Origin of the sequence: Pseudacidobacterium ailaaui, assembly GCF_000688455.1 — a bacterium.
GTDB lineage: Bacteria > Acidobacteriota > Terriglobia > Terriglobales > Acidobacteriaceae > Pseudacidobacterium > Pseudacidobacterium ailaaui.
Window position 1 is genome coordinate 2,815,835 of sequence record NZ_JIAL01000001.1, and the last position, 23,179, is coordinate 2,839,013.

16 protein-coding genes and 1 pseudogene are annotated in these 23,179 nt (G+C 54.5%); 11 read left to right on the plus strand and 6 right to left on the minus strand.

Translation table 11 applies throughout. The features are described 5' to 3' along the window. Window positions 1-22: 22 nt before the first annotated feature. Both N655_RS0112630 and N655_RS0112635 read right to left on the minus strand, forming a co-directional pair. Window positions 23-1,378, minus strand: coding sequence for a thymidine phosphorylase (locus N655_RS0112630; protein WP_026443278.1), 1,356 nt, complete (start codon window positions 1,376-1,378; stop codon window positions 23-25). Beyond that, window positions 1,365-1,796, minus strand: a complete 432-nt coding sequence (locus tag N655_RS0112635) for a cytidine deaminase (RefSeq protein WP_026443279.1) — start codon at window positions 1,794-1,796, stop codon at window positions 1,365-1,367. Before N655_RS0112635 ends, N655_RS0112630 begins: the two co-directional genes overlap by 14 nt. A gap of 83 nt (window positions 1,797-1,879) precedes the next feature. Between N655_RS0112635 and N655_RS0112640 the strand changes: the two genes are divergently transcribed. The 7 genes and pseudogenes from N655_RS0112640 to N655_RS18870 all read left to right on the plus strand — a co-directional run bounded on the left by N655_RS0112640 (window position 1,880) and on the right by N655_RS18870 (window position 11,358). Continuing rightward, complete coding sequence (locus N655_RS0112640; protein ID WP_026443280.1) at window positions 1,880-4,066, plus strand: chemotaxis protein CheW; 2,187 nt, start codon at window positions 1,880-1,882, stop codon at window positions 4,064-4,066. Further along, a complete protein-coding gene (locus N655_RS18855; RefSeq protein WP_049961419.1) occupies window positions 4,063-4,530 on the plus strand; it encodes a chemotaxis protein CheW in 468 nt (155 codons plus the stop codon). Before N655_RS0112640 ends, N655_RS18855 begins: the two co-directional genes overlap by 4 nt. Beyond that, window positions 4,527-4,898, plus strand: a complete 372-nt coding sequence (locus N655_RS0112650; protein ID WP_026443281.1) for a response regulator — start codon at window positions 4,527-4,529, stop codon at window positions 4,896-4,898. Before N655_RS18855 ends, N655_RS0112650 begins: the two co-directional genes overlap by 4 nt. Window positions 4,899-4,903: 5 nt before the next feature. Further along, window positions 4,904-5,974, plus strand: a complete 1,071-nt coding sequence (locus N655_RS0112655) for a protein-glutamate methylesterase/protein-glutamine glutaminase (protein ID WP_044934633.1) — start codon at window positions 4,904-4,906, stop codon at window positions 5,972-5,974. Continuing rightward, window positions 5,975-6,787, plus strand: coding sequence for a CheR family methyltransferase (locus N655_RS18860; protein ID WP_044934636.1), 813 nt, complete (start codon window positions 5,975-5,977; stop codon window positions 6,785-6,787). Between the two features lie 71 nt (window positions 6,788-6,858). Then, window positions 6,859-9,177, plus strand: a pseudogene (locus tag N655_RS18865) (DEAD/DEAH box helicase); the annotation flags it as partial. Between the two features lie 150 nt (window positions 9,178-9,327). Beyond that, window positions 9,328-11,358, plus strand: a complete 2,031-nt coding sequence (locus tag N655_RS18870) for a right-handed parallel beta-helix repeat-containing protein (protein WP_155987590.1) — start codon at window positions 9,328-9,330, stop codon at window positions 11,356-11,358. 2 nt (window positions 11,359-11,360) lie between these two features. Here the strand turns inward: N655_RS18870 and N655_RS0112675 are convergent, their stop codons facing one another. Further along, entirely contained in the window at window positions 11,361-12,647 is a 1,287-nt protein-coding gene (locus N655_RS0112675; protein WP_202900338.1) for an alpha/beta hydrolase family protein, read from the minus strand. Between the two features lie 76 nt (window positions 12,648-12,723). Here N655_RS0112675 and N655_RS0112680 point away from each other — a divergent pair, with 76 nt between their 5' ends. From N655_RS0112680 to N655_RS0112690, 3 genes are read left to right on the plus strand one after another with little or no spacing between them, the layout of a single operon-like run. Further along, window positions 12,724-13,980, plus strand: a complete 1,257-nt coding sequence (locus N655_RS0112680) for a glycoside hydrolase family 28 protein (RefSeq protein ID WP_049961538.1) — start codon at window positions 12,724-12,726, stop codon at window positions 13,978-13,980. Further along, entirely contained in the window at window positions 13,977-16,067 is a 2,091-nt protein-coding gene (locus tag N655_RS20370) for a pectinesterase family protein (RefSeq protein ID WP_081823715.1), read from the plus strand. Before N655_RS0112680 ends, N655_RS20370 begins: the two co-directional genes overlap by 4 nt. Beyond that, on the plus strand, window positions 16,049-17,575 hold the full coding sequence (locus tag N655_RS0112690; RefSeq protein ID WP_081823716.1) for a DUF5060 domain-containing protein: 1,527 nt from the start codon (window positions 16,049-16,051) through the stop codon (window positions 17,573-17,575). The genes N655_RS20370 and N655_RS0112690 overlap by 19 nt, the downstream gene beginning before the upstream one ends. A gap of 68 nt (window positions 17,576-17,643) precedes the next feature. Here the strand turns inward: N655_RS0112690 and N655_RS0112695 are convergent, their stop codons facing one another. From N655_RS0112695 to uvrC, 3 genes are all read right to left on the minus strand, one after another. Continuing rightward, the gene (locus N655_RS0112695; RefSeq protein ID WP_026443287.1) at window positions 17,644-18,546 is read right to left on the minus strand and encodes a glycoside hydrolase family 43 protein; all 903 of its coding nucleotides are present in this window, start codon (window positions 18,544-18,546) and stop codon (window positions 17,644-17,646) included. Beyond that, window positions 18,543-20,153, minus strand: coding sequence for an MGH1-like glycoside hydrolase domain-containing protein (locus N655_RS18875; RefSeq protein WP_044934642.1), 1,611 nt, complete (start codon window positions 20,151-20,153; stop codon window positions 18,543-18,545). The genes N655_RS0112695 and N655_RS18875 overlap by 4 nt, the downstream gene beginning before the upstream one ends. A 131-nt stretch (window positions 20,154-20,284) precedes the next feature. Next, window positions 20,285-22,168, minus strand: a complete 1,884-nt coding sequence (gene uvrC / locus N655_RS0112705) for an excinuclease ABC subunit UvrC (protein ID WP_026443288.1) — start codon at window positions 22,166-22,168, stop codon at window positions 20,285-20,287. A gap of 230 nt (window positions 22,169-22,398) precedes the next feature. On the opposite strand from uvrC, the gene N655_RS18880 reads away from it, so the two are divergent. Continuing rightward, on the plus strand, window positions 22,399-23,178 hold the full coding sequence (locus N655_RS18880) for an OmpA family protein (RefSeq protein ID WP_044934645.1): 780 nt from the start codon (window positions 22,399-22,401) through the stop codon (window positions 23,176-23,178). Window position 23,179: the final 1 nt, after the last annotated feature.

Sequence of the window (23,179 nt, forward strand, 5' to 3'; positions counted from 1 at the left end):
TGTTCTCCTGTTCACCACTATCCTATGAGGGGTTCGTGGTCTTTAGGAATTCTTTTCTGTTTTCCGCCGTGATGATGCCCTGGATGAGCGGCCCTTCTTCAACAGGTTTGTCTGCAATCACAAGTGCCTTGCGCAGCAGGGCCTCGGGCTCGCTGAAGCGGGATGCTTGGCCGCTAAACATGGTGCAAAGCGGCTGACCAGCCTTGATCGGAGATCCCAGCTTCACGTACCACTCAATTCCGGCAAAGGGGTCCACCGGTTCTCCCGCCCGTTCGCGTCCAGCGCCCAGCCTCTGGACTGCCCAGCCTGCGGCTGTGCAATCAATGTGGGCGAGATACCCGGAGCGCTCTGCACAAAGCTCTTTGCTGACACCAGGTTTATGAAATTGGGCCGGTTGGCCCAGCGGGGTCGTATCGCCGCCGTGGGCCGCGACCATCTGTGTAAAGACCTTGAGTGCCTCGCCGGAAGTAAGGATCTCTTCGGCAGACTGGCGGCCTTCCTCCGCCGTGCGGGTCACGCCTCCGAGAAAGAGCATCCATCCGGCAAGCGCCAAAGAAAGCTCGCGCAGGTCTTCACTCAATGGGTCGCGTTTTCCCTGCAACAGCTCCAGTGATTCCCAGACCTCAATCCAGTTGCCTGCCATGTGTCCCAAAGGCTGGTCCATATTCGTCAGCAGGGCAGCCGTATGGGTCCCGGCACGCTCTCCGGTTTCTACCATCAAGGCCGCAAGAAAAAGTGCATCCTCCTTGCGTCGCAAAAAGGCCCCAGAGCCGGTCTTGACATCCAATACCAGGCCATTCAACCCGGCTGCCAGCTTCTTGCTCATGATTGAGGCGCAGATGAGGTAAGGGCTCTCCACCGTGGAAGTGCGGTCACGGAGCGCGTAGAGGACCCGGTCCGCCGGCACCAAGTCCTGGGTTTGGCCTACGATGCTGGCGCCCACCTTCGTGAGCACGCTTTCCATTTCCTTTAACGAAAGCTGTGTACGATAGCCGGGAATGCTCTCCAGCTTGTCCAGGGTGCCCCCGGTATGGCCCAGGGCGCGCCCGCTAATCATGGGCACAGCCAGCCCGGCGGCGGCGGCAATCGGAGCAACCAGAAGAGAGGTTTTATCGCCCACGCCGCCCGTTGAGTGCTTGTCCACGGCAAATTTTCCCAGCGTGGAGGAATCAAACACCTCTCCGGAAAAGCGCATCGCCGTGGTGAGCGCATCCACTTCTGCCAGAGAAAGGCCACGCAGAAAGGCGGCCATCAGCCATGCAGCGAGTTGCTCCTCCGGGATACTGCCCTGCGCGGCCCCTTGGGCAAGAAATTGAATTTCTTCGGCAGAGAGTTCCTCCCCATCACGTTTTTTGCGAATCAGATCAACAGGATGCATTGTTTTTCCAGTCAGAGAAACCGTAGGGAAGCAGCTCAGCAAAGGGCACCGCGCGTGTCCCGCCTTGGCCGTTGGCAAAATAGACCACAGCATCTTCCGCGACGAATTCACCCAGCATCTGACGGCATGCACCGCAGGGCGGACTGGCTGCTCCATTCAAATTTGTAATCACAACAGCTACAATTCTGCGCTGTGCTGCTGATTCTGAGATGGCCCGGACCAGGGCCGCACGTTCGGCGCAAATCGTAAGCCCATAAGAAATGTTTTCAACATTGCATCCGGTAACCATCGAACCATCGTCAAAAAGCAGCGCTGCGCCCACCCGAAAGCCAGAATAGGGGGCATAAGCATTTTTTGCTGCGGCTGCGGCCGCATTTTGTAACTCCTGTATCTTTTCCGGCGTGGTCTCTGGTCTCACATTTCTGAGGCTACCGAGGAAACCGTCTGCAGGCAACTTCCCCGGCTGTTCAAGTTTTCCCTCTCCGTTCCGATAACTTTTACGTGGATGATCTGACTCGGGAATTTCTCATTGAAAGCCAGGAAGGGTTAGACCGCATGGAGCGCTGTCTCACGGATCTGGAACAGCATCCGCAGGACGGCGAATTACTGGCCGAAATCTTTCGCTCGGTCCATACCATCAAAGGGACCACGGGTTTTCTTGGCTTCTCGCGGCTGGAAAGGCTGGCGCATTCCGGAGAAAACCTGCTCGGTCTTCTGCGCGAGGGTAGACTGGCAGCCAACGCAGAGATCATTAGCGCATTATTGTCGCTGCTGGATGCTCTGCGCGCGATTCTGGGAAATATTGAGAAAGAGGGCAGTGAAGGTGAGGGCGATGATTCGGCCATGGTCCTGCGCCTGCAAGCACTCTCAGAGCCGCAAAGAGCGGTCCAGGAAGAGCCAGGCGTCCAGAGGTCTAGAAAGAAACGACGGCAGACAACCAAAAAGTCCGCAGCGATGAGTGCGATGGCCATCTCGCCTTCATCTCAGGTACAAGCTGCCGGGCAAGAAACGCCGCAGTGCTCTATGGAGTTGTATCAGGCTGAAGCGCAGGTGGTGCAGGCGCGAACCGGAGCCAGCACGGCGGAATCCACGTTGCGCGTGGATGTCGATCTGCTGAACCGCATGATGAATCTGGTGGGAGAGCTGGTTTTGACGCGCAACCAGATTCTTCAACGTGTGGGCGCGGACTCAGATCTGACGCTGCTCTCGCGACGGCTGGATATGGTGACGGCTGACCTGCGAGAAGCGGTCATGAAAGCGCGCATGCAGCCGGTAAGCCATGTGTTCTCTAAGTTTCCGCGCATGGTGCGCGATCTGGCCCAGCAGCTCAATAAGCGTGTGCGGCTGGTGATGGAAGGACAGGAAACTGAGCTGGACAAAAGCCTGTTGGAAGCCATTAAAGACCCGCTCACGCATTCGGTCCGCAATGCTATTGATCACGGTATTGAGGCCCCCCACATGCGCACGGCGGCCGGCAAGGATGCAGAAGGCACGGTCAAGCTGCGGGCCTATCAGGAAGGCAGCTACGTCATCATTGAGGTCATGGATGATGGCGGTGGAATGAAGGTGGAGCGTATCCGTGACAAAGCCCTGGAGCGAAAGCTTATTACGCGGGAGCGGGCGGCGCAGCTCACGGACCGCGAACTGATGCAATTGATTTTTCTGCCTGGGTTCTCGACCGCCGAGGCCATCACGAATGTTTCCGGGCGTGGTGTGGGCATGGACGTTGTTCGCACGAACGTTGAGAAGATCGGCGGCAAGGTGGAGATCGACAGCCGGTCCGGTAAGGGGACGACGCTCCGGCTGCGAATTCCGCTGACCCTGGCCATCGTACCTGCGTTGATTGTGCGGAGTCGAGGACAAAGCTTTGCACTGCCTCAGGGGGCACTTTCCGAGCTGGTCCACCTTACCGCTGATCAGGCCAAGGCCCAGCTGGAATGGTTGGAGGGTGTCGCGCTTTATCGGTTGCGTGGCAAACTGCTGCCTTTGGTATTTCTCGATGCCCTCCTCAAGCAGTGCAGGGAGCCGGTGCGCGAGAGTGATGTCTACATCGCCGTGCTCAATGCGGAAGGACGACGCTATGGCCTGGTGGTGGATGGACTGGCGGATCCTGAAGAAATCGTGGTCAAGCCCCTTTCCCTGGTATTGAAGCAAATTGGATTGTTTTCCGGGGCGACGGTGCTCGGCAATGGTGAGATGGCATTAATCCTGGATCCCGGCGCGATTGCGACGCGGGCCAACATTGGCATGGCTCTTGAGGAGGACGTGCACGAGGTGGTCGAAGCCGAAGCGCGAAATGGGGCCACTGAATATCTGCTAATGCAGAGCGGGCAGGAGCAGATGGCAGTGCCCTTGGACAAGGTCTTGCGCATTGAGCGTATTCCGCGCGCAAAGGTGGAGTGGCTACGCGGGGTTCCCGTTCTGCGCTTTGAAGGATCCCTGCTGCCCCTGCATAGCACCAGCCTGCCTGGCGAGGAAATGACAGTGGTCGTCTGCCGCGATGGAGCGCGGCATGTAGGAGTGGCTGTTTGTCATGTGCTGGATGTGGCCGATGGCCGGCCGCTCGAAGAAGCTGGGACCCATGCTGCAGCGAAAAATGTGACTCTTTTGCATGAGAAGGTGACAAGCATCATTCCTCTGGAGGCCGTGCCGGCGCTTCCGGCAGGAGGACTGGAGTGGAACCAATGAGCGCTGCCATCGCGACAGAGGACGGCATTGAGATGTGCTCGGTGCGCGTGGGAGAAACGCTGTTTGGCGTTCCTGTCATGCGAATTCTTGAGATTCTCGGTCAGCCAGCCACGCATCCTGTTCCTCTCGCACCGGAATGGATTGACGGCCTGGCCCACTATCGGGGAGAGGTGCTGACAACGGTTTCACTGCGAAGACTTCTTGAGATGCCACGCCTCGAAACTGGCGGGGATGTGCTTGTCTTTGAGGGCCAGGACGGTTACTTTGGCCTTCTGGTGGATCAAGTCAGCGACGTGCTGGTCGTGTCGCCAGCAGATTTTGAAGGCAATCCATCCACCCTTGATGACCGCAGAAGAGCGCTATTTGCTGGAACATACAAGTTGAAAGATGGTCTGCTTGTCCTGCTTGATCCGGAGCGGCTCGATCCGATACGTCTGACTGGAATGGAGCAGGAGGCCGGATGAAGGTGCTCATTGTGGATGATTCCAGTTTTATCCGGAGCTTCCTCTGTGCCCTCTTGGAGGCGCATTCGCTGCAATGCGTCAACGCCGAGAACGGAAAAATGGCGCTCGACGCTCTTGCTGCTTCTGGTCCGTTCGATCTGGCCCTGGTGGATGTCAATATGCCTGTGATGAACGGTCTGGAACTCGTCAAGGTGCTGCGGCGTCTGCCTGAATACTCTGCAATGAAGATTGTGATGGTGACGACGGAAGCGGACCATGCTTACATTGAAGCTGCGCTGGCAGCTGGAGCCGACGAATATCTGATGAAGCCATTTGATGAAGAGTCTCTGTTTGAAAAGATCCACATGGTTGGACTAGCGCGGGCGTAGAGAACATGCATTCTGGTCGGGTCCGTGTCCTAGTGGTGGACGATTCTCTGGTGATGCGCAGTCTGCTGCGCATTGTGCTGGCTTCGGATCCAGCGATTGAGCTTGCGGGCATGGCTGCCGACGGCCTGAGCGCACTGGATGCTGTCGAGCGGTTGAAGCCCGATCTGGTCCTGCTGGATATTGAGATGCCGCGCATGAATGGTCTTGAAATGCTGACTCAATTGCGTCAGCGCCGCCATCCGGTGAAGGTCATCATGTGCAGCACCCTCACGCGGCGCGGCGCGGCCATTACGCTGGAGGCGCTGGCGCGGGGAGCAAACGACTATGTTGCCAAACCAACGGCACAGCACGGGACGGCCGATGCGGTGGCCAGCCTGACCCGCGAATTACTGCCCAGGGTGCGCGCGCTTTTCACATCCGGGCACTCCACTGCGGTCAGGCCCCAGATCGGCAGCCGGCCCGGAGCAGTGACCATGGTGGTCATTGGAGTTTCCACGGGCGGTCCGGCCGCACTGGAAACCTTCCTGCCGCAACTTCCCGCAGATTTTCCTGTTCCTGTGGTGATTGCGCAGCACATGCCGCGCCTGTTCACATCTCTGTTGGCGGAGCGCCTGGACCGAGTTTGTCATCTGAAGGTCTGCGAGGCCATGGCCGGTGAGCGCATTGCTGCAGGGCACATTTATCTCGCCCAGGGAGACCAGCATCTACAGTTGACGAGAGCGGCCTTCAGGCATGGTCTTGTTTTCCGTATGCTTCCTCCGGTCCCAGGCGACTTCTGCCGTCCTTCGGTCGATCTGCTTTTTCGCTCCGCCGCAGAAGTCTGCGGTGAAGGGGTAGCTGGGGTCGTGCTGACAGGAATGGGCACAGATGGCGTGCAGGGATGTAGGGCGATTTGTGCGTCGGGAGGCCAGGTGATTGTGCAAGACCCGGAGACCAGTGCTGTGTGGGGAATGCCAGGCGCGGTGGCAGAGGCTGGGCTGGCACACCGGATTCTGCCTCTGCATACCATGGCCGCTGAGCTGGTCAGGATGTGTATGCCGTCCTCCGCCTTCGCTGTGAAGAAAGCGAGCGCTTAGATGTTATGCAGCGAAGTGGACTTGGCATTTCTGCGTCAGTTGATTCAGAGCCGTTCCGGGAATGCTCTGGATCCATTGCGAAACAATCTCTTTGAGGCCCGGCTGCGTTCGCTTTGGCAGAGCCTCGGAATGAGCAGCCTGGGAGAACTCGTCCATCAGCTGCGGTTTGCCTCTGATCCATTGCTGGAGCAGTCCGTGGTTGAGGCCATGACCATCAACGAAACCAGCTTTTTCCGCGACCATGCACCCTTTGACCTGCTGCGAGAAGAACTGCTGCCAAGGCTCATTCGTGCGCGCAGAGCAGAACGGCGGCTGCTGTTCTGGAGTGCGGCCTGTTCAAGCGGACAGGAAGCATACTCGCTGGCCATGTTACTGCGCGACGGCTTCCCTCATCTGGCAGACTGGAAGATTGAGATTCTGGGCACCGACCTCCATGCAACCATGATCCAGCGTGCCCGCCGCGGTCGCTATCAGCGTTTTGAGGTAAACCGCGGTCTGCCTGCGAGATATCTGCTTCGGTATTTCCGGCGCGATGGCGAAGAGTGGGAAGTGGATCCTGCGCTGCGCGCCATTTGCCGTTTTGAGCAAAAGAACCTGCTGCATTTCGCCCCGTTTTTGACGAAATTTGATGGAATCCTGTTGCGAAACGTGCTCTTTTACTTTTCCAGTGCGACGCAGCAGTCCATCCTGAGCCGCGTGCACGCATCGCTGCGTTCAGACGGTTTCCTCCTGCTCGGTCCAAGTGAGTGCGCTCATCAGCCAGGATGGCGGCCTGTCCTGCATCGGAATGTCTGTTATTACATTCCTGAATGAATCTCGTGTTTTCCCTGCAAAGGGAAAGACCTTCGACAGACAGGGTGACGGCTCTACACTGATGGAAGACCATGCAGCGACAGGAGCCAGAAGACATTCTCCATCTGTTTCATCCCGTAACGGCGGAGTGGTTTCGTACGGCGCTGGGTACGCCAACGGCCCCGCAGAGGATGGGGTGGCCCGCGATTGCACGAGGTGAAAGCACCCTGATTCTGGCCCCGACCGGGACAGGCAAAACGCTGGCGGCGTTTTTGTGGTGCCTGGACCAACTGATGCTTTCCGGTAAGGCATCCCCCAAGCAGATCAGCGATTTCACGCAGCAGGATGCAAAGAAGGTCCAACATAAGCCAACCCCGGCTCTCTCTTCCGGAATGCGAAAACTGAGATCGCAAGAGGGAGCTGGATGCCGAATTCTATATGTAAGTCCATTAAAGGCGCTGGCCGTGGATGTGGAGCGAAATTTGCGTGTGCCGCTAGCCGGCATAGCAGAGACAGCCAGGCGCAGAGATGTGGCCTTCCACCGACCGGAAATCAGTGTACGGACCGGGGACACTCCGCAAAAAGAAAGGGCCCGGTTTCGGCGGCATCCGGCAGAGATCCTGATTACAACGCCTGAATCCCTTTATCTGCTGCTGACTTCAGAGGCAGCGGCTGCGCTGCGGACCGTAGAGACGGTCATTGTGGATGAAATCCACGCACTGGTGCCAACAAAACGCGGGGCGCATCTGGCGCTGAGTCTGGAAAGGCTGGAGGCGATCACGAAGAAACCGCTCCAGCGGATTGGGCTTTCAGCAACACAAAGACCGCTTGAAGAGATAGCTCGATTTCTGGGCGGAGCTGGTCGTCCAGATGGGCAACCGTTGAGCTCCAAAGGTCCGCAAAATGTATCGCTGGCAGTTGCAGCGAGTCGACGGATCGACAGCCCGGATTTTGTGCCCTCTCAGAAACAGGGTGCACACCGACCTGTTTCCGATGAGATTGCTTTGTCCAGTGCAGAAGATTCCAGTGTGCCTGCATTCCGTCCGGTGACGATTGTGGATACGAGCGAGCCAAAGAAGCTGGTGTTGCGGGTCGAGGTCCCGGTCGAAGACATGGCCCGTCCCAGACAGCCCAAGAACCCAAATGAGCCGAAGCGAGATTCCATCTGGAATGCGATTTATCCAAAGCTGCTAAAGATCACCCGGGAACGACGGTCCACCATCATTTTTGTAAACAACCGGAGAATTGCAGAGCGCATTGCCGCGGCGATGAATGATCTTGCAGGCGAAATGATGGTGCGCGCACATCACGGTTCTCTGGCTGCATCCAAGCGGCAGGAGATTGAGGAGCAACTGAAGGCCGGAACCATTCGCGCTTTGGTGGCCACATCAACGCTTGAGCTGGGCATTGATATGGGCGCAGTGGACATGGTGGTGCAGGTGGAGGCGCCTCCGTCGGTCGCCAGCGGGATGCAGCGCATTGGGCGTGCGGGCCACAGCGTTGGTGCTGCGAGCGAGGGAGTGATTGTTCCCAAGTACCGATCTGACCTGGTGGCGTGTGCTGCGGTGACACGTGCCATGCATGAAGGGCTCGTAGAAGTAACACGGTATTTGCGGAATCCTCTGGACGTACTCGCGCAGCAGCTTGTGGCGATCGTTGCCCAGCCGCCAGAACCCGGATCAGCGGCCCAGCAGGCGAGCGGGTCAGCGGAAATGTCTGTACAGGCAGACACGACTCCAGCGAATGGGATCGCAGTGGAGGATGTCTATGCTTTGGTACGCGGAGCGGCGCCCTTTGCAACGCTCAGTCGCGAGGTGTTTGAGGGCGTGCTGGACATGCTGGCGGGACGGTATCCATCGGACGAATTTGCGGAGTTGCGCCCACGCATTACCTGGGACCGCGAACGCAACATTCTGACGCCACGCCAGGGGGCGAAGAACCTGGCGATTCTGAATGCCGGGACGATTCCCGACCGGGGACTTTATGGGGTGTTTCTTTCAAAAGACAATGGCAAACCAGTGCGTGTGGGCGAGCTGGACGAGGAGATGGTCTTTGAAAGCCGAATTGGAGACACCTTTGTGTTGGGCGCCTCGACGTGGAGGATTGACGAGATCCGCCAGGACAGGGTCCTGGTTTCGCCAGCTCCCGGCGAGCCGGGAAGGACGCCATTCTGGCATGGAGACACGGCCGGACGCCCGCTGGAGTTTGGCAAGCGAATTGGCAGGCTGGTGCGCGAATTGCGCGAAATGCCGCGCGCCGCTGCAATGAGCCGGTTGGTGCGCGAGCATGACCTGGATCCAAATGCAGCGGAGAACCTGCTACGCTTCATTGCCGACCAGGAAACGGTGACACAGCAGGTCCCGGACGACCGGACGATTATTGTGGAGCGGGTGCGCTACGATCCAGGGAATGCAGGATCATTCAAAAATGAAATGTATTTTCATTATAGACAAAGATAAAGAAATAAAAGAAAATTGTGCAAGATTTAAGCAAGGATGTCTAACCCGCAAAGTGTCAGTAGAAAAGGTGTAACGACGGTAACTCCTGAGATGGGACATTTTATGAAATGGGTCCGTGCGATCTTCGTTGTTACTTTTTTTCTGCAACCTGCCGAGATGTTCTCGCAGACTGCGCCAATGGTATTTATGGTTTCAACCAATGGAAATGACTCTGGAGACGGGTCTCCTGCCCATCCTTTCCGCACTCTGGAGCGAGCACAGCAGGCAGTCCGGCTTGTAAATAGAGGGCATGATGTGGAAGTGAGACTGGGAAATGGAATCTATCGGTTGACGCGTACACTGCGCTTTTCTGCCGAAGACGGTGGTCAAAACGGACATCATGTGTTGTGGACGGCCGTACCGGGAGCATGTCCAGTCATTTCCGGTGCAGTCAAGGTTACGGGTTGGAAGCTTTACGATCAAGTAAAACAAATTTATGTAGCGAGTACTCCTGTAGGAGTCGATACCCGGGAGCTTTGGGTCAACGGACATCTGGCTCCCGTAGCACAAATAGAAATTCCGCGAGATCAGGTGGAATTTACACGGGATGGAATCCTCCTGAAGGACCCAAGATATGAATATCTGAGCAGAACCTTAGAGCAAGATCGCATGGAGGTGCGAGCAACGGGATTTTTTACTTTGCGTATTTCTCCGGTCGAGAAAATTAGCGGTGGGAAGATCGTGATGAAGCAGCCTGCCTGGAGGAACAATCTTTGGGGATATGACACCATTGAAGCCCCATTTCATCCGGAGCTGGCACATCTCTATCTTGCAAATTCATTGGCATTTTTAAAGCAGCCGGGACAATGGTATCTTGATCCGGCAGCAGGGCAACTCTATCTCCGTCTACCACCTGATGCAGCTCCTGAAACGATGGACGTAGAGCTGCCACAATTGGCGGTGCTGATGTCGCTGGGCGGAAGCCTTGATGCGTCACTCAAGGACCTTTCGTTTCATGGTATCCGCTTCTCACATACAAGCTGGCTTGGTCCTTCTACCAGCGAAGGGTATGCAAGCCAGCAGAGCGGGGCGTATCTTGCTGGGCATGCCCTCCTTTATCCGCAGGATCCGATTGTAGATTGCGCACGTGGTTGCCGTGAGTTTGAGAGCATGCGAAATGAGTGGAACCAGATGCCTGCATCGATTCAAATTTCCGCAGCGCAGCGCATCACGTTTGACCATTGTATTTTTGCGCACCTTGGCCAGTATGCTCTGGGTGTCGGGAACGATGCAGATGCAATGTTTTCCGGAACCGGTCTGGGAGCGAGCGACATCACTATCAGCGCCAATGTATTTACAGACATTGCTGGAGGGGCCATTCTGGCAGGCGGAGTACAGCGCGACGCGCACCATCCTCGCGATCCGCGAATGATCAATCGGCAAATCATCATTCGTGACAATCTTATTGATTCCGTAAGTGAGGACTATCAGGACAACAGCGCCATTCTCAGCACTTATGTTGCAGGGGCAATCATCCTGCACAATGAGATCTTACATGTGCCCTACGATGCGATTGACATTGGATATGGATGGGGAATTCAGGATCCGGGAGGAAATCCGAACTACCGCATCTTTATGCATGGATACGATTTTCCGCAGAACAAGATTTACGACATTCCGACGACGCACCACGATGTGGTAGTGGCAGGAAACCGTATTCATGATGCCAAAAAGCTCTTTCATGATGGCGGGGCCATATACAACCTTTCAGCGAGTCCGGGAACAATCATTACCGAGAACTTTATCTATGACAATCATGGAAGAGTTGGCCTATACCTTGACGAAGGGTCACGTTATCTTACTCTGCGGAACAACGTCGTTCGAGACCCCAATGGCGAGTGGCTTAATATAAACACCGTACATCATGCGTATCCATTACGCATTTCGATTGACAATTTAGCAATCGATAACTGGCATGACAGCAATCAAACAGGCGGAATGTGGACAAACTATGAGAACGACCTGATTCTGCAAGATCATTTCATCACAAATGGTGAGTGGCCAGTGGACGCAAAGCGTGTGATGAGGGAAGCGGGAGTTGAGAAATCGGTTCGCCTGCCGCTTTATCAGAATGTGAGGCCGGACTGGCAATGACCTCAATGTCCATGCTCAGCGTCTGCGATAGCTTTGCGTACCCAGGACGAATAGACCAAATGTTCTTTTTCTCGCAGCCATGCATCCGTGGGGAGCACCGTAAGTTGTTGAAGCGTCAATTTTGGAACAGCAGCGTCTATGGCCTCCAACCCCGCAGCGCGGTCCGGGCGCAAGTCGCTTTTGCTAAGATGCACATCGTGCATGGCCGCCCAGTCGCCAATGCGGATCACGGGAAGCTCCTGAATGCCCGCTGGATTCCAGTTTGGGAAATGAAGTACGCTGTTCAGCCACTCTGCTGCAGGTTTCAACAGCCAGGCAGGACGATGGCTGGCTCCCGGATCAAACCACGTTTCAAAAACATTTTTGGGGGATCCATTCATCGCAATAACACGCCGACGAAGGTCGTCGAAGAACTGAGGTCCATGTTCGGGAATCGCGACGACGGTGTCGCTGGTCCCATTCATGACAAAGGTTGGACCACGCCGCGCATTCAGGGCATAGATCACGGCAGGTCGGTCCCCAAGAAATGCAAGAGCGCGCCATGGACCAGCCTGGCACATAACAGCATGGCTAGAATCCCAATATCCGCCGGAGCCGTCAAGGTCACCACCGCCAGTAAGCAGCACAGCATGAATGCGAGGATCAATGGCTCCGGTGATTGCGCTTACGAAAGATCCCATCGAAAAACCGAGGACGGCGATGCGGTGGCTGTCTACTTCTGGAAGATTGCGCAGGTAAGAGACGGCCTGCATGACATCCGTCTGCATGAGACCGCCCATCCGTTGTGCAACACCAGAAACAGTGATGATTCTGTCATGTTCGCCAGTTCCGTCTTCGTGTTGATCGTTGCGTTCACCTTCGCCAATCGGGTCATAAGTGAGGACGACGGCCCCGGCCTTGGCAAAGAGAATGCCGGTATACCAGGAATACCAGCTGGCTTTGTCTGCGCCATGGCCATTAACCACGATGATGCCTGGAGCTTTTTTACGGGCGTTCGCAGGACGGTAAACAATTGCCGGCACGAGCATTCCATATTCGGTTGTATAGGTAACACGATCAGCAATCACGCCGGGAGCAGGAGAAAAGCTGCTCCAAGTATTTGGATTGAGAGCAGGAAGGGAGGCCGGGACAAACAAAGCATGACGGATTTCGTTGCGCCATTTTTGTAATTGTTCTGAGGAAGTCTGTGCGCTAAGAGGTATGACCACAATCAGTGACAAACAGATGGCAAATGAAGCAAAGGTCTTTCTATCATTGGTCATGACAATATTGTCGTGAGACAGAGACAAGTTGTCTATGGTATTCTCGCTAACCAGAGACTGCAAGAGGTCAGACCTCAATGGGACAGTGATGGAGGCATTTGTGATGAAGAGAAAAGCAAGCCGAGGAGTGTGCTTCTTTGCTGCAATGTTTGCAGCGGCTCCCCTGCTGCGTGCAGCGGTTGTATGTAATCCGGTTACATTTGGGGCCAAAGGCGACGGGACCACCAAAGATACAATGGCGATTCAGAAGGCCATCGATGTATGCGCTGCCAAGGGCGGCGGGACAGTTCGCTTGCAAAATGGCACATTTCTTACGGGACCGATTCAATTGAAGAGCCATATCACTCTGGAAGTAGATCCCGGGGCTACGTTGTTGGGCAGCCAGGACCGTGCGGATTATAAGGAGGAAGAGGAATTGCGTGAAGCCTCGGTTGAGCCTCTCATCGGCGCCAAGAATGCTGAGGACATAACGATTCGTGGTGGAGGGACGATTGATGGAAATGGCAAGCCGTGGTGGGACGATGTCTATTCACACCGGCATATGCCTGACTTTGTAGCAGCAAAGAGGCCGCGGTTGATTCTGCTGGACCACTGCAAGCATGTACTGATTGAAAATGTGACGATCCAAAATTCCGCATCCTGGCAAGTCGTACCGTACTACTGCGATGATGTCACAATCCGCAATGGGAAGATCCTGGCACCGGCACACTCACCGAACACGGATGGCATCGATCCATTCTCATCCCATCATGTGACGATTTCGAAGATGACTATTGATGTGGGGGACGATAACGTAGCCATCAAGTCAGGACAACCGGGTTCTGCCGGACCGGATGATCCCAGCACAGATATTACTGTTACTGACTGCAACTTTCTGCATGGGCATGGAATGTCCATCGGAAGTGAAATTGCAGGCGGTGTGCAGAACGTGCGCGTCGCCAGAGTCTATTTCAAGGGTACTGGTAATGGTGTGCGCATCAAGTCTAACCGTGACCGGGGAGCAGATATTGGAAACTTTGATTTTCGTGATCTGACGATGGAGAATGTCGGCACGGCCGTACTGATCTCTATGTACTACCCAAAGATTCCTCAGAATGACAGCGCACAGCCCCTGTCACGGCTGACTCCGCGTTTTCACGATATCCATATTTCTAATCTCAGAGCGACAGGGGTAAAAGAAGCGGGCGTCATCATTGGTTTGCCGGAGATGCCCATTACTACGATCACGTTGGACAACGTGCAGCTCGACGCAGCAAAGGGCATGACCATCAGCAACGCCACGGTGATCGTACGGGACTTTCATGTGAAGGCAGCAGAAGGTCAACCTGTGACTCTGCTCACAAATGCAAAATTGCGATGAAAAAGTATCTGTCTTCACTCGTCTTTGTGCTGTTGCTCAGTTATGCCGGATCTTTACATGCACAGAACACAGTGCATGCATGTGCGGTGCTCAAGGCCGAGCATACAATCAGCGATGCGTCAGGGGCCACGGATACGGACCGGATACAGGCTTTGTTGAATGAATGCAGCCCAGGTAGGGCTGTTGTACTTGAAGCTGTCGGAAAGAAAAACGCATTTTTTTCTCGTCCATTGTTGCTGCCACGCGGCGTTACGTTATTCATCGCACATGACGTGACGCTATATGCTTCGCGCAATCTGAGAGACTACGACCTTTGGCCGGGCAGTTGCGGTAATGCAAACGCGAAACATACAGGTTGCAAGCCCTTTCTCTTTGCTTATCAGGCGGCATTCAGTGGCGTGGCCGGAGACGGTACCATCGATGGTCAGAATGATAAAACTCTATGGTCGCGCCTCCGTGAGCAATGGAAAGGACCTCAGCATCAGGGTAATGCACAGGGCATTGTTCCTGATCTAGTAGCATCCTATGAGTCACAGAACTTCAGCGTCCGCGGAGTTCACTTGAACAATGCTGCGGGTGACAGTCTGGCGGTATACAAGACCATCGCCCTGCAGGCAGAGAACGTCGAGATCGATGCGCCTCACGGATCCGATGGCATTCTGCTAAGCAATTCGCCCGATGCACGATTGAGCAATCTGGATATTCGCGTAGGCGGCAATGCGATTGATCTGCGCGCCAGCATTCTGGGCGGCACTTCCAGGGTTCATATCGCGAGAATACGCGTTGATGGAGGCGAAGGCCTTTCGCTTGGAGATCCGGAATATGGTGATGTGCATGATATTCACATTTCAGATGCAATGCTGAAGAATGCAGATCTTAAGTTTGATCTGCGTGGTACGCATGGAGGGTCATTGCGTGATGTGCATCTTGACTGTGTGCGCCTTCGAGGCAACGGCGCTTCTGTTGTGGTGCAATCGGAAAGCGGAACAACCAGGAGTCAACCTGCATCGGGGGAGATTCAATTCAACCATGTTACTTTTCAGGGCCCAGAATTGTTGAAAGAAAGCGGATGGCAGCATGGTCCAAATGCGGCATGTCCGGGAATACATCAGACGCCGGCTGCTGTTTCATGGGATGTGGATACCAGTACAGTCAGCCATACAGGTACACGATCTAAACTTATCGTTGCTCAGGACGGTAGTGGCGATTATCGCTCCATACAGGCAGCCATCGATGCGCTACCAAGTACAGGTGGCGAGATCGAAGTAAAACCTGGTGTTTATCGCGAAGTGGTCACGATCCGTAAACCCCACGCACGGCTTTACGGTGATGACCCGGACCCGAAGAAAACACAAATCATATGCAGTCACACTGGTCCGCTCAATGGGGGAACGTTTAATAGCGCAACCGTCTTCGTTGAAGCGGACGATGACAGTATCTCGAACATCACCATCGCAAACGTTGCAGGCAGTGGTAAGGGGCAAGCAGTCGCACTTTCCGTTACGGGTGACCGTGCGGCATTTTACAACCTGAGAATTCTGGGTGCGCAGGATACTCTCTTTGCCGCTAGCCGTTATTGTTATGGAGACTACGGGCCCTGTGTTCCAGCGCGCCAGTACTTTCGTAGTTGCTACATCGCAGGTAATGTGGACTTTATTTTTGGGGATGCCATTGCTGTTTTTGACCACTGCGAATTGCATGGCATTCCAGGACGTGTAATGTACACAGCGCAAAGTCGCCATACAGCGGAGCAAAAGAGCGCGTATCTTTTTGATTCCTGCCGTTTGACCGCTGATCCAGGTGCGCAACGGATTGCTCTCGGCCGTCCCTGGAGACCTTACGCGACGGTGGTGTATCTCCATACACAGATGGATGCTCCCATCATCCCGGCAGGATGGGAAGAATGGCCGCGCTTTGGAGTGCCGAGTCTTCCCACGTCCTTTTACGCAGAATACGATTCGACAGGCCCAGGCGCTGACCCGAAGGCACGTGGGCCATACTCACACCAGTTGACGGCCACAGAGGCGGCGCAATGGTCGTCACGCAAATGGCTTGCCGGAGAGGATGGATGGGACCCACAACCATGAACAGACGCGAATGGCTGAAACTAAGTGCTGGCGCAGCACTCGGAGTGCGTTCCCTAATTCCACCCAATCTTTCAGCTGCAGAGCAACAGGAGGAAGTGGAACAGTGGGGTGTGTTTGAAGCAGCGTTTCACGGGCCTTCGAGTGGAAACCCATTTATCGACATCAGGCTGGCAGCGCGTTTCATCTGCCAGCATCGCACAGTTGAAGTATCAGGCTTTTACGATGGGGAGGGAACGTATCGCGTCCGATTTATGCCGGACATACAAGGGGCCTGGACTTTTGAGACAGAAAGCAATGCAGCGGAGCTGAATGGTAAGCGAGGAGGCTTCCGTTGTATTGCACCTTCTTCCACAAACCATGGGCCGGTACAGGTCGCGCATCAGTATCACTTTCAGTATGCAGATGGCACGCCTTATTTTCCATTTGGTACAACGTGTTATTCACTGGCATTCCTGGGAGAAGAACTGGAAAATGAAACACTGCAAACGCTTAAATCTTCGCCATTCAATAAAGTCCGGATGTGCCTTTTGCCCAAACCGCTCGGCAATACAAAGTTATTTGCGTATCCATTTGAACGCGACGCAGCTGGGAAGAATGACTATATGCGGCCCGTGCCCCAATATTTTCGGCATATTGAGCAGCGTATCCAGGAACTGCAAAAGCTGGGCATCGAAGCGGACATCATTCTGTTCCATCCTTATGACGCTTGGGGATTCAAGGCCATGCCCGCAGAGGCAGACGACCACTATTTGCGGTATGCTGTCGCGCGACTTTCTGCTTACAGGAATGTATGGTGGTCGTTGGCCAATGAATACGATCTGATCAAAACCAAGACCCCTGCAGACTGGGACCGCTTCTTCCGCATTGTAGTGGCCTCTGATCCATATTCACATCTGCGTTCCATCCACTACAGTGTGGTCCAGTATGACTATTCCAGATCGTGGGTGACCCATGCCAGCCTGCAAAACTACCAGTTTGATAAAGCAGCAGAATGGCGTCAGGCCTGGCGAAAACCAATTATTTATGACGAAATCCAGTATGAGGGAAACATCGCGCGGCGCTGGGGCAATCTCTCTGCACAGGAGATGACACGGCGATTCTGGCTGGCCATTGTTGCTGGGACCTATGCGACGCACGGCGAAACCTACATGAGTACAGACGGCAAGCCGGTCTGGTCAGACGGCGGCACGCTGCACGGAAGCAGTCCGGAACGCATTGGGTTTTTACGCAGAATCCTGGAACAAAGTACACGGGTTGGCTTGAATGAATTTGAAGGCTCATATTATCTGTCTGCCGGCACGCCAAATGAACTGTATTTATGGTTTTTTGATTATCATCAGCCAGCAGAGTACGTGTTTCCTTTGCCAGAGAATGTGCTGTTTCGCGCGGACCTGATTGATCCGTGGGAGATGACCATCCAACCGGTGGCCGGTACGTTTTCTGGCAAATCGAAATTACAACTTCCGGGCAAACCATACCAAGCGGTGCGCTTCCGCAAAATTGCGTAATGGACCCTGCTTTTCAAGAAAATTGCGGTCGACGGGCAATGCAATAAGGACCCCGTCGTTCATCATGACTATCGCGGTTGCAGGGATGCCTCCAGGCGGGCGGCTTCTTTGGCGCTGATTTCCAGAAAGCTGCCGTGCTTGCAGTGGGGAGGAAGGCTGATGCGCTCGTTGATGGCCACCCAATGTCTCCAGTCGGCGCTCTGGACAGCCTCGTAGCGCACGGGTGCTCGATAGTGGTCGTAATAAACGATGAAGTTGTCATCTGGATGGACTACCGAAGGGCCTTCTGACCAGGACTCGGTAATCGGTGGATGGATGTCCTTCCAAGGGCCTTCGAGCGTCGGTCCGGTGGCAAAGCGTATCTGGTATCGCAGCGGGTCCGGTGTCTGGTCTTTGAAGACAAGGTAGTACTTTTTCTTCCAATGGAAGAGGGTTGCGTCAATCACGACATATCCGGGATCGAAGAATATCTTCGGAGTAGAAAAAGTTTTGAAGTCGCTGGTAAAAGAAGACCAGATGCGGTTGCCTGAATCGGAACCGTTCATGGAACTTGACCAGAGAACAAGCCATAGCCGGCGCCTTGCGTCCCAGTAAATTTCCGGAGCCCATACATTTCGGGTCGCGGGATGGTCCCGCATAATGGGAATCTCACGCTGTGTCGACCAGTGAATCAGATCATCGGATTCAGCATAGCCGAGGCTGTTGCCATGCCATCCCCAAGTCCAGACCATTCGGAATTTATGGTCCGGACCGCGCGTGAGGAAAACATCGCGCATGATTTCGCCTGGTTGCTCGGGTTGAATGCAAGGTTGGTCACCATACAGCGCTGTGAAATGGTATCCATCGTGACTGATCGCAAAATAGATGCCCTGATTGGCTGGCTCCTTAAAATATGCGAAGATCCAGGCTTTTTGTGCATGTATGGAATGGAGCATGGACAGAAAGAGAAGGGAAGCGGTCAGAAATCTCATTGCTTCTCCGATAAGTGATATTCAAGCGGGCCAAGTTCCGGACGCTCAGCACACTTCTGCCCATCGACAAAGAGAAGGAACCCGCGGCCCAGATGATAATGGTTGCCGGTTGGATCGTAGACGATGGTCAGCAGATGTCCGTGCCAGGGCAAACCGTCCATGGCAAAGTAGCTCCATGCCTTTGGCGGCAGCAGAGGGTGAAGCACAATGGTATCGTCCTCTGAGAGGCGCAGGCCGATCAATCCGGTCACCAGAGGGTCCGCAAAGCCGGAGTGGTTGTAATATGCGCCCCGTCCAGCCTCCGGACTATGGCGCTGCGCAAGAATGTTGCGGGCAATCCATTCTCCAGTATCTGCATCAAGGTCTTCATCCACCCAAGGGACAACTTTGCCACTGGACAGACGCAGGTGCTGCGAGAGGACATAGCTCTCAAAGAGGCGGTAATAGTCTTCGTGTGTGACGTAGCTCTGCTGTTGATTGTTTTCGAGGTTGGCTAACCCAATGAGCGTCTGGGTGGTGGCAAAGGGCCAGGAAGGTCCGTTCCATTGGCATTTGTCACTGTTTGGGTAACGAAATTGAGGACTGCGGCGCTCTGCTGTGGTGGGGCCATATTTCCCCGCAAATCCTTGCGGATCGAAGAGCTGCTTCCAGGCAATGGCATGGTCGGCGGCAGGAATATTGTAGTCCCAGGGGATATAGCCGATCAGCTCGCGCACGCCGGAAAACTGGAGGAATGTTCCAGGATCTACAAATTTTTTCTCTTTGCGGATGCCCGAACGCGAGGCAGGGGAGAGCACTTCGTAAAACTGATCATGAGGGTTCCAAAGATACTTCTCGATGCGTTCGCGCAGTGCCTTGGCTTTTGCAATAAACTCGCCGGCAATGATGGAGTTGCCGGCGCTTTCTGCCAGTGCGGCGATGGCAGTAGCATCGGCATACATATAGCTGTTCAACGTTGGTCGATAACCATTGCCGCTGATGCTGTGTTCCATCGCATCGTGCGTATCGATCGACCAATAGAGGCCGTTTGCGTCTTGGTGTGTTGCCTCCCACTCGCGATAATTTGCTATGAGAGCAGGCAGAAGATCCGTGCCCAATCGTCTTTCTCCTGTGGCAAGCGTGACAGCGCGAACGGCGTCAGCCAAGGCAACGCTGTAGTTGCGCGGAGCCGCGTCTGCAGACATCCAGAAGCGGGCATCATCGGCGGCAATTCGTTTGTCACGGAGCCATCGCGCTTCATAAAGATGGAATGGCGCGGCATCCACAATCGTGTTGAAATGGCCTCCCCATTTTACGTGCGGAAGAAATTCAGTGATGACGTAGCCACGTGGTGTGGAGACGATGTGCTTTTCGAAGGCAAACCAGCGGAAGTAATACATCTCCTCAAAATCTTTGGCTGAGGAATCGAACCAGGGGATGTTGACTTTCATCCAGGGCCAGGGATCTGCGTCCGCATGGCCGGTTGCTACTACTTGCTGGCGAGAAAACTCGATGACGTAGTGATGGTAATGCTCGGGCTTCAGAAGAAATGCGTTATGGTTTTTCTGCTGCCAGGCATGAAGGGGCAAAGCAATGAGAAAGAGAAGGTGGGTAAGACGGAAGGTCATGAAAGAAATATCATCACTAAAAATGAATGTATATAAAATTTAATAAAAATATAATGAAAAACTGAAAACTAGAACCGCCACCAGGCGGCACTTCCTTTGCAGAAAAATGAATAGGAAAGAAGATCAACCGACTAACTTCGTCCTGTGTTTTCCAGGACAGGAAGTGGATCCGGATGAAAATGTTGATAAATTTGACGGGCCGTTTTGGATGAGACAACCGCCGTCAGGGCCGCCAGATCCGCCATCTGGACGCTCCGCAGGCTGCCGAAGTGTTCAAGCAAGCGGGTACGTGTGCGCGCCCCAACGCCGGGAATGGCCAGCAGTTCGGAATCGCGGTCGCGCATTTCGCGGCGTTTGCGATGGTATGCAATGGCAAAGCGGTGTGATTCGTCGCGAATGCGCTGTACAAGATGCAGTACCGGTGAGCGGCGGTCCAGCACTATGGGGTCATCTTCCTGTCCGTAGAGGTAGATGATTTCTTCGCGCTTGGCGATGGAGGCCAGAGGCTGGCTGGTGAGGCCCAGTTCTTCAAGCGCCGCAGCGGCTGCATGGAGTTGGCCGAGACCGCCATCGACAAGAACTAGGCTGGGCATGGGCCTGTTTTCCTGCGCAAGGCGTCGATAGCGGCGTATGATGACCTCTCGCATGGAGGCAAAATCATCTACTCCAGACACGGTTTTAATCTGAAACTTGCGATAATCAGACTTTTTCATTACGCCGTCTTCCCAAACAACCATGGAAGCAACGGTTTCAGCCGCTTGAATATGCGAGATATCAAAACACTCGATGCGCCTTGGCAGTTCGGGCAGCACGAGTATCTCCTGGAGGGCCTCCTGGATCGCTTTCTGGCTGGGCTGCATGACACGAAAGCGCTGGTCATATCCTTGTTTGGCGTTCTGACCTGCAAGGTCTACCAGGGACCGTTTTTCTCCGCGTACCGGGACAGCAATTTCTACCCGATGACCTGTCTGCTGGCCCAGCAGCGCGGCCAGGGTCTCGCGGTCGGCGAAATCCACCGGTACAAAGATGCTGCGTGGAACATACTGCTGATCAATATATAGCTGTTTGAGGAGCGCGGAAAAGAATGCTCCGGCTTCAAATGTGCCAGGACCTGGAGTTGAAGGTGTGCCGCTTTCTTCTGCGTCGAGCAATTCCGGCAGGTCTTCCCAAAAGAACTCCCTTCGGTCCACAATCTTTCCCGAGCGCAGATGGAAGAGGTTGACGGCAATCATGCCATTCTCAAAGTGATAGCCGAAGACATCCGCATCGTTCTCTTCAGCTGAGGCAATCCTTTGCTTTTCCTGTAGCTCAGAGACGGTACGCAGCAGGTCGCGGTATTTTGCAGCCATCTCATATTGTTCCTTCGCAGCGGCCAACTGCATTCTCTCTGCAATGGAGCTGCTTAACTCGGCCGTACGGCCTTCAAGGAACATCTGCGTGTCGCGCACTGCCTCACGGTAGGATTCGGGAGTAGTCAGGCCTTCTACGCAGGGGCCTAGACACCGCTTGATGTAGTACTGCAGGCAGGGTCTGGGATGGTAACGCGAGAGGTCCACTTTACAGCTGGGAATCAGGAAGCTGCGGTGAATAAGGTCTACGATGCGGTGGGCCAGATTTCCTGGAAAATAGGGGCCGTAGTAGACGCTGCCGTCTTTGCGGAGACGGCGCGTGACGAAGACTTTTGGATAGCGGTCAGCCAGAGTAAGTTTGACATATGGATAAGTTTTGTCATCGCGCAGAAGAATGTTGAAGCGCGGTTTGCGTTGCTTGATGAGATTGTTTTCAAGGGCCAGCGCTTCATGCTCGTTGTCTACAAGAATGTAGTCAAGGTCAACGGCTTCACGCATTAAAGAACCGGTTTTAGCATTGGCCTGAGAGGCCTCAAGCAAATAGGAGCGCACGCGGGAGCGAAGATTCTTGGCTTTGCCCACGTAAATCACTTCGCCCTCTGCGTTTTTGTAAAGGTAGACTCCCGGCTTTGTCGGCAGAGCGCGGATTTTTTCCTCAAGATCCACTCTTTTTAGTTTACTGTTTCTTCGCTTTTGACCGTCTGGATTTGCATAGACAAGGTAAAAGCTACGTGGTGCAGGTGCGTTGATTTTGCCTTTAGCGGACGACCTTCTTCGTAAATTCATTCAAAATAAAAGAGTTGTGCTTTTAAGCAGATTTGGCATTGGGCTTGCTTCGCAAAGAGGCAGGGAACGGGAGGAGACGTGCGCTCCCTGGGAAATGGAGTGAAAGCAACATGAGTGATATCAGGAAATTGACACTTCAGCCTGCTGCGGCACTCGGGGTCTTATCGCTGCTCTGGATTACAGGCTGCACTACGAAGAACTATGTTCGCAGCCAGACTACGCCAGTGATTGAAAAGACAAATGAACTGGATGATGCGGTAGCCACAAACAACCGTAACATTCATGATGTTGATCAGCGCGCCCAGGCCGGTATATCGCAGGCGCAGAACAGCGCCAATCAGGCAAACCAAGCAGCACAAAGTGCTGGTACGGCGGCATCGCAGGCGCAGCAGTCTGCCCAGGAAGCTGTGAACAGGGTAGATTCATTGAGCGGCGTAGTGGCGAACCTGGACAACTACAAGCCTGTGGCCGATGTGCAGGTCAACTTTGGATTCGATAAAGCGGACCTGACCCGCTCCGACAAACAGAAGTTGGATGCGTTTGCAGCGCAACTGAACGGGCAGAAAAGCTACATTCTGGCTTTGACGGGCGGTACAGACTCCACTGGGCCAGCGGATTATAACTATGCCCTGAGTCAGCGCCGGGCCGAAGCCGTGGTGCAGTATCTGGCGTCAAAGTATAACGTGCCACCCCACCGCTTTTATCTGATCGGCATTGGCAAGGACAAGGCTGTTGCGTCCAACAGTACACCTGCGGGTCGGGCCAGAAATCGTCGGGTCGAAGTGCAATTGCTCTCTAATTTCACGAGCAACGGCGACAGCCAAACCGCCCAGGCAACGGGTACAGTCAAGCTTCCACAAGATGGTCAGGTGACTTCGCCACAGCAATAAA